Below are 11,169 nucleotides of genomic sequence, written 5' to 3' on the forward strand. Positions count from 1 at the left end.
AGCCTGAGGTCGAAGTCGGTGACCGGCTTGCCCTTGAGGGCGTCCCGGGTGAACTGGGCCCAGATCTCGGCGGGCGCCCCGCCGCCGTTGATGCGGTCCAGGCCCATCGCGCCGTACAGCGACTTGTGGGCGGCGGTGTCCGGGTCCTGGCCCATGACGGAGACGACCGTGGCGAGGTCGGGGGTGTAGCCGGCGAACCAGGCCGCCGTGTCCTCCTCGGCGGTGCCGGTCTTGCCCGCGGCGGGGCGGCCCGCGGCCTGCGCGGCGGCGGCCGTGCCGTTCTGGACGACGCTGCGCAGGACGGAGGTGGTGGTGTCGGCGGCCTCGCGGCTCACGGCCTGCCGGGTGCGCCGCTCGGGCAGCTCGATCGGCGTGCCCTCCTTGGTGACCTTCTCGACCATCGTGTACGTGCCGTGCCGGCCGTGGTTGGCGAGCGTGGCGTACGCCTCCGCCATGTCGAGGACGCTGGCGGTGGCCGTGCCGAGCGCGATGGCGGGGCCGTCGGCGAGGTCGGGGGTGGTCTCGGGGACGCCGAGGTCGATCGCGGTCTGCTTGACCTTCTGGGGGCCGACGTCGGCGGCCATCTGCGCGTACACCGAGTTCACGGACTTGTCGGTGGCCTCGGTGACGGTGATGTCGCCGTAGGAGACCTGGTCCTCGTTCTCCGGGGCGTACGGGTCGCCGGTCCAGCCCTGGACCGGGCGCTTGTTGGTGCCGTCGTAGATCGTGTACGGGGTGATCGGGCGGCCGTCCTGGGTCTGCGAGTCGTTCTCGACGGCCGAGGTGAACACGAACGGCTTGAAGGTGGAGCCGACCTGGAAGTCCCTGCGGGTGGCGTTCGGGGTGTACTGCTTGACGTAGTCGATGCCGTTGTACATCGCCACGACCTTGCCGGTCTTGGGGTCGACGGCGGCGCCGCCCGCGCGGACGTAGCGGTCGACCTTGTTGTTCTTCTTGTCGAGCTTGTCCATCAGCTTGTCGTTGACGGCCTTCACGAACGCGTCCTGCCTGGGCTTCTGGAGCGTCGTGGTGATGCGGTAGCCGCCGGCGTCGAGCCGGCTCTCGTCGATGATCTTGTTCTGGGTGAGGTAGTCCTTGACGGTCCGCACGATGTAGCCGCGCTGCCCGGACATGCCGGTGGACAGGGTGGACTCCTTCGGCACCGGGAACTTCATGCCGGCCCGCTTCGACTCGCTGAGCCAGCCCTTCTTGACCATGCCGTCCAGGACGTAGTTCCAGCGGGACTCGGCGGCCTTGCGGTTCTCGGGGTGGGCGACGACGTCGTACTGGCTGGGGGCGTTGACGAGCGCGGCGAGGTACGCGGCGCGGGCCGGGTCGAGGTCCCTGGCGTCCATGCCGTAGTAGGCCTGGGCGGCGGCCTGGATGCCGTAGGCGTTGCGGCCGAAGAAGCTGGTGTTGAGGTAACCCTCGAGGATGTGGTCCTTGCTCACCTCGCGGTCCAGCTTGATCGCGATGAAGAACTCCTTGGCCTTGCGCGTGACCGTCTGATCCTGGCGCAGGTAGTAGTTCTTCACGTACTGCTGCGTGATCGTGGAGCCGGACTGCTTGCCCTTGCCGAGGGCCGTGTTCCAGGCCGCGCGGACCATGGCCTTGGGGTCGACGGCGGACTCGGTGTAGAAGTCGCGGTCCTCCGCGGCCAGGATCGCGTGCTGGGCGTCCTTGGAGATCTGCGGGAGCGAGACGTTCTCCCGGTTGATCTCGCCGTCGCGGGCGATCACGGAACCGTCCGCGTAGAGGTACACGTTGGCCTGCTTCGTGGCGAGCGCGTTGGCCGGCGGGATCTGCACCAGCGAGTAGCCGAGGAAGAAGCCGCCGACCAGCAGCAGGGCGACGATGATGAAGGCGCCGAGCGTCATACGCCAGGTCGGGATGACCCGGCGCCAGCCGGTCCGCTTCGGTTTCCCGGCCGGCCGGGCCTGAGGCGTGTTCGGGTCGCCGTCCGCCTGCGGCTCTCTCGGTGCCCAGCCCGGTGTCGGCTGCTGCGGCTGAGGCTCGTCACTCATGTCGTGCACGGACTCCTGTTTCGCGTCGTACGTCGTTCCCGTACGTCTCTGCTCGCTCTTGCGCCCCTGTGATGAAGACTGTCCCATCCGGCGATCAGTTCCCTGACCGAGGGCCGTGTCCGAACCGTGTGGCGAGGCGGGCCCCGCGCGGCGAACACGCGGGCGGGCGCAGGGTGAACTGCGTTGACCTGCACGCCTGTTCGATTAGCGATCTCGCCTGCGCGAAATTCGCCTGAAGGGGGACACGACCGACGATGCGACTGCTCGCACGCTCCGCCCTGGCCGGCACCGCCGCCACACTGCTCGCCCTGGCCACGGGCACCTCGGCCCACGCGGACGGACTGGATCGTACCGTCTGGGCCGGTGCCGACTGGAACGTCACGTCCCACGCGGACTCGGGCGGCAAGGCCCACATCCAGACCTACGGCGAGATCTTCACCATCACCGACCTCGCCAAGGACGGCCACTCGACCATCGGGATCATCTGGGACAAGTGCAGCGGCTGGGCACAGACCGACGCGTGATCGAACCCCCCCCGTGGGGCGTTCCGGGCACGGCCCGGGGCGCCCCACGGCGTTTCCCGGGGGCGGGAAAACCCGTGGCGCGCGTGATCGCCGCTCCACTAGGCTCCTGCGCTTCGGTGCCGGACGGCGAGGAGGGCTGTGGTGGTGGGCTCGGGGCGGTTGTACGCGGCCGTCGCGGCGGGGAGCTTCAGGCGGTACGCGACGTATCGGGCGGCCACGGTGGCCGGGGTGTTCACCAACACGGTCTTCGGCCTCATCCTCGTCTACACCTACCTGGCGCTCTGGGAGGAAAGGCCGCATCTCGGAGGGTACGACCAGGCGCAGGCCGTGACCTATGTGTGGCTGGGGCAGTGCCTCTACGCGACGCTGGCCATCCAGGGCGGGGGCGCCGAGAAGGACCTGATGGAGCGCATCCGCACGGGCGAGATCGCCGTCGACCTGTACCGGCCGGCCGATCTCCAGCTGTGGTGGCTGGCGGGTGACGTGGGGCGGGCGCTGTTCCAGATGCTGGGGCGGGGCGTCATCCCGTTCGCGTTCGGCGCGGTCCTCTTCCCCATGGCGCTGCCGACGTCGGTCACTCCCTGGGCTGCCTTCGCGGTGACGCTCCTGCTGGCGACGGTCGTCAGCTTCGCGATCCGCTACCTGGCGGCCCTGAGCGTGTTCTGGCTCATGGACGGCATGGGCGTCAGCCAGGTGCTGATGATCACGGGGATCTTCTTCTCGGRCATGGTGCTGCCGCTGAACGCCTTCCCGGGCGTGTTCGGTGACATCGTGCGGGTGCTGCCGTGGGCGGCGCAGATCCAGATGCCGGCGGATGTGCTGATGGGGGAGACGGACCCGCTCGGGGCGTTCGCCTTCCAGGCGGCGTGGGCGGTGGCGCTGCTGGCGGCGGGGCGGCTGTTGCAGTCGGCCGCGACGCGGCGGGTGGTGGTGCAGGGTGGGTGAGCGGAGCGCCCTGCGGGAGGGGCTGCGGGCCTACCGGTTGATCGCCGGGATGTGGGTGCGGTCCAGCATGACCTACCGCACCTCCTTCGTCGTCACGGTGTTCGGCAACCTGATGGTGACCGGCCTGGACTTCGTGGGGATCCTGCTGATGTTCTCGCAGGTCGACTCGCTGGGCGGCTGGTCGCTGCCCGAGATCGCCTTCCTGTACGGGCTGTCGGTGACGGCGTTCGGGATCGCCGACCTGATGCTCGGCTCGATGGACGTCCTGGGCGCCCGGATGCGCGACGGCTCGTTCGACATCCTGCTGGTGCGTCCCGCGCCGGTGCTCGCCCAGGTCGGCGCCGACCGCTTCGCGCTGCGCCGCCTGGGCCGGATCACCCAGGGCGCGGTGGTACTGGGCTGGGCGCTGGTCTCGGTCGACGTCGACTGGAGTGCGCCGAAGGCGCTGCTGGTGCCGGTGATGGTGGTCAGCGGCGCGGCGATCTTCTCGGCGGTGTTCGTGGCGGGCGCGGCCTTCCAGATCTTCGCCCAGGACGCCGCGGAGGTGCAGAACGCGTTCACGTACGGCGGGACCACGCTGCTTCAGTATCCGCCGACCGTGTTCGGGAAGGACCTGGTGCGCGGCGTGACCTTCATGCTGCCGCTCGCCTTCGTCAACTGGGTGCCCGCCGCCTATGTGCTGGGCCGGCCGTACCCGATCGAGCTGCCGCAGTGGACGGCCTTCGCGTCGCCGCTGGTGGCGGTGGCCTGCTGCGCGCTGGCGGGGATGGCGTGGCGGGTGGGGCTTCGTTCCTACCGGAGTACAGGGAGTTGAGATGGCCGGGGTGGACAGCGGGCTGACCGGGGCGGACGACGGGTCGACCGGGGCGGACAGCGGGCCGGCCGGGGCGGAGAGCGGGCCGGCCGGGGCGGAGAGCGGGCCGGCCGGGGCGGAGAGCGGGCCGGCCGCGGTGGACAGCGCGTTCATCGAACTCGACGGCGTCGAGAAGGTCTTCGACGTGCGCAAGAAGACCGGCTTCATGAAACGGGAGCGGCGGCAGGTCCGGGCCGTCGACTCGATCTCCTTCCGCGTGGAACGCGGCGAGATGGTCGGCTACATCGGCCCGAACGGCGCGGGCAAGTCGACCACGATCAAGATGCTGACCGGCATCCTCACACCGAGCGCCGGCCGGCTCCGGGTCGCCGGCATCGACCCCTCCCGCGACCGCACGCGGCTCGCGCACCGCATCGGCGTGGTGTTCGGGCAGCGTACGACGCTGTGGTGGGACCTCCCGCTGGTCGACTCCTACCGGCTGATGCACCGCATGTACCGGATCCCGGACGCCCGTTACCGCGAGAACCTCGACCGTCTGGTCGAACTCCTCGACCTGGGCGACCTGCTGGACGTGCCGGTACGGCAGCTCTCGCTCGGGCAGCGCATGCGCGGCGACATCGCGGCGGCACTGCTGCACGACCCGGAGGTGCTGTACCTCGACGAGCCGACCATCGGCCTCGACGTCGTGTCCAAGTCCAAGGTGCGGGAGTTCCTGCGGGAGTTGAACACCGAGCGCGGCACGACGGTGCTGCTGACCACGCACGACCTCCAGGACATCGAGCAGTTGTGCAAGCGGGTGATGGTCATCGACCACGGGCGCCTGATGTACGACGGCCCGCTCGCCGGGCTGCACGAGGCGGGGGAGAGCGAGCGGACCCTGGTCGTGGACCTGGAGCGGGAACTGCCGCCGATCGACGCCCCGGCACCCGCCCGGGTCGTCCGGGTGGACGGTCCGCGGCAGTGGCTGGCGTTCCCGGCGTCGGAGTCGGCGGCGCCGCTCGTCGCGCGGATCGCGGCGGAGTACCCGTTGGTGGACCTGTCGGTGCGGGAGCCGGACATCGAGGCGGTCATCGCGAAGATGTACGCGGAGCGCGCGACCGCATAGTGCCCGGGACGGGTAACTCGTAGGCTGCTGTGTATGACCGACGACTCAGTCCCGGACCTCCGCGCCTCCGACGCCGACCGTGAACGGGTCGCCGAGATCCTGCGGGACGCCCTCGCGGAGGGCCGTCTCGACATGGCGGAGTTCGAGGAGCGGCTGGACGCGACGTACCAGGCGCGGACGTACGGAGAACTGGCGCCGATCACCCGGGACCTGCCGGCCCCGGGGCTCACGGCGCCCTCCGTGTCACTGACCAAGGAGCCCGCCGCCGGCTCGGACCTGTCCGGGCGGATCGTCGGCGGTGAGGGAACCTCGACGTGGGCCGTCGCCGTGATGTCCGGCTTCCAGCGCAAGGGGCACTGGACGATGCCCCGGCGGTTCACCTGCCTCGCCCTCTGCGGCGGCGGGGAGATCGACCTGCGCGAGGCGAACTTCGCGGACCGCGAGGTCGAGATCAACGCGATCGCGATCATGGGCGGGATCGACGTCATCGTCCCGCCCGGCGTCGAGGTCGTCGTCCGCGGCATCGGCGTCATGGGCGGCTTCGACCACCAGGAGGAGGGCGTCCCCGGCGCCCCCGGTGCGCCGCGCGTCATCATCACCGGCTTCGCCTTCTGGGGCGGCGTCGGAGTCCAGCGGAAGCTGACCCGGGCGGAGAAGCAGCGGCTCCGGGAGGAACGCCGCCAGGAGAGGCTGGACCGCAGGGCGGGGCGAAGCCAGCTGGACTGAGGCCGGGGCATTGCGCAGCCCGGCGCCGCGGGGTGCCTCCCCCAAGCTCTTCGAGCAGGGGGTACCCCCAGCGCCCACCCGTGCCGCCCCAAGCGACACGAATGCCCGCAGGCGGCGGCAGCGCGCACCAGCAGACAGCCCTACAGCTCCGCCGGCGCCGACCCCTTCAGGCTCTCCAGGTCGAACGCCTCCGCCATCCGCGTATACCCCTTGTCACTGGGATGCAGATGATCCCCGGAGTCGTAGTCGGCCCGCAGCCGCCGCGGGTCGTAAGGATCACGCAGCGCCTTGTCGAAGTCGACCACCGCGTCGAAGACCCGCCCCGCACGGATCTCCGCGTTGATCTGCTGCCGCACGGCCTCCCGCGCCTCCGAGTACCCCCGGTGCCCGCCGAACGGCATCAGCGTCGCCCCCACGACCTTCAACCCCCGCGCATGCGCCTGCCCGACCATCGTGCGCAACCCGTCGAGAATCGCGTTCGGATCGGCGAGCCGCGGATTGCGCAGGATGTCGTTGACCCCGAGGTCGATGACGACGACCTTGACGTTCGTCCGCTCCAGCACGTCCCGCGCGAAGCGGTTCAGCCCGCTGGGGTTGTCCGCCGGCCGGCCCAGCCCGTCCGTGAGGACCCGGTTTCCGCTGATGCCCTGGTTGACGACGCTGTAGCGGGGCAGGTCCCGCCCGGCGGCGATCTCCGCGCGTAGCCTGTCGGACAGGACGTCGGTCCACCTGTTGTTGGCGCCGACGGTGGAGGTGATCCCGTCGGTGAGCGAGTCGCCGAGGACGACGACCGTCCCGTCGGCCTCGTTGCTCAGCACGTCCAGCGCGGTCAGGTAACGCCAGAACGGGCTCTGCTCGGTGTACGGCGTGCCCGTCGCGTCAGCCGTGTGGTCGCCCTGGGCGACGTAGGAGATCTGCCGGGCGCGAGGGTGGTACGTCACCGGGCCGGAGCTGGTCGGCGTGTACGTGGTGATCAGGACGTCCGCGTCGGGCGGGATGACGATGCGCACGGCGTCGCTCATCACCTGCCGGCCGGGCGGGATGACGACCGTCGGCCCGCCGTTGAAGGTCAGCTGCCGCATGGTGTCCGAGAGCGCCGCGGGCGTACCGCTGCGGGCGGCGACCGCGATCGAGGCCTGCGTGATGCTCAGCGGCGACTGGCCGTAGAGATTGGACAGCGTCACGCGGGCACTCGTACCACCGACGCTGGTGTGGACGACGTTGCGCACCGAACGGTCCGCCATGCCGGTCGTCTCCGTGCCGGGCTCGGCCGCGGCCGGGGAGGTGGACCAGGTGCCGACCCAGGTGCCGGTGGAGGCGGGGGCGGCGGAGTTGTTCGGAAGGCGGCTGTCGGTGACGGCGTTCCGGCTGTGCGTGCCGTCGTCGGACGCCACTCCGACGTATATGGCGGTGGAAAGGGCCACGATGGCTGCGACCAGCCCGGCCAGAAGGGCGTAACCACGACCCCGGGTCATGCTGTGTAGTTCTCCTCGGGCGATGGGAGCCCCAGGCTCCGATCTGATGTGCCCATGATGCGTCATGGACAGGGGGGAAGCTCACAGGACCCCCGTGGCATTACCCCCTCCCGACAGACGCCGGGAACTCCTGTTCCGTTCCAGGAGTCGGTCAGGAAGGGACAATGTGTGCGGGATCACCAAGCGGGTGGAGCGGATGGAACGTACGAAAGTGGAAGAAAAGGGTGATGTCCGGGGCGAGCATGCCCGCCCGGGCGCCGTCACGAACCGTGCGATGACGACCTTCAGCCCGGCGGACGAGGAGAAACAGCGCGGCGTTCGCCGCATGAAGCTCACCGCCACCGGGCTCCTGCTGTTCGTGGCCGTGGTCTACATCCTCGCCAAATGGGCCCAGAACTCCGGCGCCGGGCCCTGGGCGGGCTATGTCGCCGCGGCCGCCGAGGCGGGCATGGTCGGCGCGCTCGCCGACTGGTTCGCCGTCACCGCCCTCTTCCGCCATCCCCTCGGCATCCCCATCCCGCACACCGCGATCATCCCCACCAAGAAGGACCAGCTCGGCGTCTCCCTCGGCGAGTTCGTCGGAGAGAACTTCCTCTCCGAGGACGTCGTGCGGCAGCGGCTGCGCGCCGTCGGCATCGGCAGCCGCCTCGGCGCCTGGCTCGCCGTCCCCGAGCACGCCGACCGGGTCACGGCGGAGCTGTCCACGGCCCTGCGCGGCGCCCTGACCGTCCTGCGCGACTCCGACGTCCAGGCCGTCGTCGGCGAGGCGATCACCCGCCGCGCCAACGCCCAGGAGATCGGGCCCGGCATCGGAAAGATGCTGGAGAAGGTCGTCGCCGACGGCGGCCACAAGCGGGTCGTCGACCTGGTCGTCACCCGCGCGCACGACTGGCTGGTGCTGCACCGTGACGAGGTGATGGACGCCGTGGAGGGCGGCGCCCCCGGCTGGACGCCGAAGTTCGTCGACCGCAAGGTCGGCGAGCGCGTCTACAAGGAACTGCTGCGCTTCGCCACCGAGATGCGCGACATGCCCGCCCACCCCGCGCGCGGCGCCCTCGACCGCTTCCTCACCGACTTCGCCTCCGACCTCCAGTCCGACACCGACACCCGCGCCCGCATCGAGCGGCTCAAGGGCGAGGTGCTGGGCCGCGGCGAGGTCCAGGACCTCATCGCCAGCGCCTGGACGGCCGTACGGTCCATGATCGTCGCGGCCGCGGAGGACGAGCGCAGCGAGCTGCGGCTGCGCGTACGGGCCTCCCTGCTGTCGCTGGGCTCCCGGATGGCGGCCGAGCGCAAGGTGCAGGACAAGGTCGACAAGTGGGTGGAAGGCGCGGCCGTGTACGTCGTCACCACCTACCGCAAGGAGATCACCTCCCTGATCACGGACACGGTGGCGAGCTGGGACGCCGAGCACACCACGAGGAAGATCGAAGCGAACATCGGCCGCGACCTCCAGTTCATCCGCATCAACGGCACGGTGGTCGGCTCGCTGGCCGGCCTGCTGATCTACACGGTGTCGCACGCGCTGGGGGCGTGAGCGTGGGATGTGACACGCCGGTGGTCGGAGGTGTCAGGGCGTAAGCGGATCCGCTCAGGGCACTCGAACCGGGTTCTTCTCGATGGGGAGGGAGCCCATGACCACCGCACAAGCCGGGACCGGCCGAACCGTGACCACCGACATCCCCGCCCGCCTCGACCGCCTCCCGTGGTCACGCTGGCACTGGACGATCGTCTTCGGACTCGGCACCGTGTGGATCCTCGACGGCCTCGAAGTCACCGTCGTCGGCAACATCGCCAGCCGCCTGTCGGAACCCGGCAGCGGCCTGCCCATCACCTCCGGTGAGGTCACCGGCCTCGCGGCCGCCCTGTACGTGGCCGGAGCCTGCGCCGGCGCGCTCTTCTGGGGCCGCCTGACCGACAAGTGGGGCCGCAAAAAACTCTTCATGATCACCCTGGCGGTCTACCTCGGCGCCACCGCCCTGACCGCGATCGCCTTCGACACCTGGTGGTTCTTCCTCTTCCGCTTCCTCACCGGTTTCGGCATCGGCGGCGAGTACGCGGCCATCAACTCCGCGATCGACGAGCTGATCCCCAAGGAGTACCGCGGCCGCGTCGACCTGATGATCAACGGCAGCTTCTGGCTGGGCGCGGTCTTCGGCTCCCTGCTCTCGATCGTCGCGCTGGACACGGACATCTTCGCGGCGAACGTCGGCTGGCGCCTGACCTTCGCGCTCGGCGCGGTCCTGGCCCTGGTGATCCTGCTGGTCCGCCGGCACGTCCCGGAGAGCCCCCGCTGGCTGCTGATCCACGGCCGCGACGACGAAGCGGTACGCATCGTCTCCTCGATCGAGCGCAAGGTCGAGCAGGAGAAGGGCGAACCGCTGCCGCGCCCGGAGGGCGAGATCACCATCCACCAGCGCCGCAGCGTCTCCTTCCTGGAGATCGGCCGCACGGTCTTCTCCGACTACCGCCGCCGCGCCATCCTCGGCTTCTCCCTCTTCATCGGCCAGGCCTTCCTCTACAACGCCATCACCTTCGGTTTCGGCGCGATCCTGACGACGTTCTACGACGTGCCGAGCGGCAGCACCGGCTACTACTTCGCGGTCATCGCGCTCGGCAACTTCTTCGGCCCGCTGCTGCTCGGCAAGCTCTTCGACACGGTGGGCCGCCGGGTGATGATCTCCGGCACGTACTTGCTGTCCGGCCTGCTCCTCTTCGGCACGGCCTGGCTCTTCGACCAGGGCACCCTCAGCGCGAGCACGCTGACGGCCTGCTGGTGCGCGGTCCTGTTCTTCGCCTCGGCCGGCGCGTCCAGCGCCTACCTGACGGTCTCCGAGGTCTTCCCGATGGAGACCCGCGCCATGTCCATCGCCTTCTTCTACGCCATCGGCACGGCAGCCGGCGGCATCAGCGGCCCGCTCCTCTTCGCCGACCTCACCGGCACGGGCAAGGTCGGCGACACGGTCCTCGCCTTCCAGATCGGCGCGACCCTGATGTGCCTGGCGGGCCTGACAGCGGCGCTCCTCGCGGTGCGAGCGGAACGGCGTTCCCTGGAGGACATCGCCAAGCCGCTGACGGCGGCGGAGGGGAAGGCGGGGCCGACGGATCGAGGCAAGGGAGACGGCGCCTACGCCTCCGGCTCGGGCTCGACGGGCTCAGGCTCGACCGGGTCGAGGACGGCGACGACGTAGGGGCGCCGCCGCCGGCTGGGGCGGCCGGGGCCGCCCGGGCTGCGGGCGGCGACGGCGTGGGGGCGCACCGCCGCTGGCTGGAGCAGCCAGGCTGCCCCAGCTGCGGGCGGCGACGATGTACGGCTCACCTGGCTGCGAGCCGCCGCGGCTGCCCCAGACCGCGGACGACCATGGCTGCCCGCTTGAGCCGCGGGCGGCCGCAGCCGGCTTAGCTGCGGGCAGTCGTGCCGCTGGGGCGGCACCCGTCCCACAGAGAGCGGCACCCCGCCGGCGCGGGTGAGCGCCCGACCCGAGCCCGGGCCACCCCGCCAGAACCTCCGCAACGGGCCGGACCCTACTCCGCCCCACCCCGCCGCACCCGATCC

At 70.6% G+C, this 11,169-nt stretch carries 9 protein-coding genes; 7 read left to right on the top strand and 2 right to left on the bottom strand.

From position 1 onward, the window contains the following. On the bottom strand, positions 1-2,024 hold a 2,024-nt coding region (locus tag CA983_RS32585; RefSeq protein ID WP_107500303.1), incomplete at its 3' end, for a transglycosylase domain-containing protein. Positions 2,025-2,278: 254 nt separating this feature from the next. Here CA983_RS32585 and CA983_RS32590 point away from each other — a divergent pair. The 5 genes from CA983_RS32590 to CA983_RS32610 all read left to right on the top strand — a co-directional run bounded on the left by CA983_RS32590 (position 2,279) and on the right by CA983_RS32610 (position 6,138). Further along, on the top strand, positions 2,279-2,548 hold the full coding sequence (locus tag CA983_RS32590; protein WP_086604399.1) for a hypothetical protein: 270 nt from the start codon (positions 2,279-2,281) through the stop codon (positions 2,546-2,548). Between the two features lie 144 nt (positions 2,549-2,692). Beyond that, positions 2,693-3,493 carry an ABC transporter permease gene (locus CA983_RS32595; RefSeq protein WP_086604405.1) on the top strand — a complete coding sequence of 267 codons (801 nt, stop codon included), beginning with the start codon at positions 2,693-2,695 and terminating at the stop codon, positions 3,491-3,493. Then, positions 3,486-4,307: an ABC transporter permease gene (locus CA983_RS32600; protein ID WP_086604400.1), complete on the top strand. Its 822-nt coding sequence runs from the start codon at positions 3,486-3,488 to the stop codon at positions 4,305-4,307. The genes CA983_RS32595 and CA983_RS32600 overlap by 8 nt, the downstream gene beginning before the upstream one ends. A gap of 1 nt (position 4,308) precedes the next feature. Further along, positions 4,309-5,412: an ABC transporter ATP-binding protein gene (locus CA983_RS32605; RefSeq protein WP_425276491.1), complete on the top strand. Its 1,104-nt coding sequence runs from the start codon at positions 4,309-4,311 to the stop codon at positions 5,410-5,412. Between the two features lie 33 nt (positions 5,413-5,445). Further along, the gene (locus tag CA983_RS32610) at positions 5,446-6,138 is read left to right on the top strand and encodes a DUF1707 SHOCT-like domain-containing protein (RefSeq protein ID WP_086604401.1); all 693 of its coding nucleotides are present in this window, start codon (positions 5,446-5,448) and stop codon (positions 6,136-6,138) included. Between the two features lie 140 nt (positions 6,139-6,278). Here CA983_RS32610 and CA983_RS32615 read toward each other — a convergent pair whose 3' ends face one another. Then, a complete protein-coding gene (locus CA983_RS32615; protein ID WP_086604402.1) occupies positions 6,279-7,613 on the bottom strand; it encodes an SGNH/GDSL hydrolase family protein in 1,335 nt (444 codons plus the stop codon). 196 nt (positions 7,614-7,809) lie between these two features. On the opposite strand from CA983_RS32615, the gene CA983_RS32620 reads away from it, so the two are divergent. Next, positions 7,810-9,150, top strand: a complete 1,341-nt coding sequence (locus CA983_RS32620; RefSeq protein WP_425276492.1) for a DUF445 domain-containing protein — start codon at positions 7,810-7,812, stop codon at positions 9,148-9,150. A gap of 97 nt (positions 9,151-9,247) precedes the next feature. Beyond that, entirely contained in the window at positions 9,248-10,804 is a 1,557-nt protein-coding gene (locus CA983_RS32625) for an MFS transporter (protein WP_086604404.1), read from the top strand. The last annotated feature ends 365 nt before the right edge of the window (positions 10,805-11,169 follow it).

The sequence above is a fragment of the Streptomyces swartbergensis genome, from assembly GCF_002148965.1.
In the GTDB taxonomy this organism is placed as follows: domain Bacteria; phylum Actinomycetota; class Actinomycetes; order Streptomycetales; family Streptomycetaceae; genus Streptomyces; species Streptomyces swartbergensis.

What these genes read in the sequence shown, in the direction of transcription:
- CA983_RS32620 (WP_425276492.1), top strand. Translation starts at nt 7,810, where the DNA reads ATGGAACGTACGAAAGTGGAAGAAAAGGGTGATGTCCGGGGCGAGCAT.
- CA983_RS32610 (WP_086604401.1), top strand. Translation starts at nt 5,446, where the DNA reads ATGACCGACGACTCAGTCCCGGACCTCCGCGCCTCCGACGCCGACCGT.
- CA983_RS32605 (WP_425276491.1), top strand. Translation starts at nt 4,309, where the DNA reads ATGGCCGGGGTGGACAGCGGGCTGACCGGGGCGGACGACGGGTCGACC.
- CA983_RS32625 (WP_086604404.1), top strand. Translation starts at nt 9,248, where the DNA reads ATGACCACCGCACAAGCCGGGACCGGCCGAACCGTGACCACCGACATC.
- CA983_RS32590 (WP_086604399.1), top strand. Translation starts at nt 2,279, where the DNA reads ATGCGACTGCTCGCACGCTCCGCCCTGGCCGGCACCGCCGCCACACTG.
- CA983_RS32615 (WP_086604402.1), bottom strand. Translation starts at nt 7,613, where the DNA reads ATGACCCGGGGTCGTGGTTACGCCCTTCTGGCCGGGCTGGTCGCAGCC.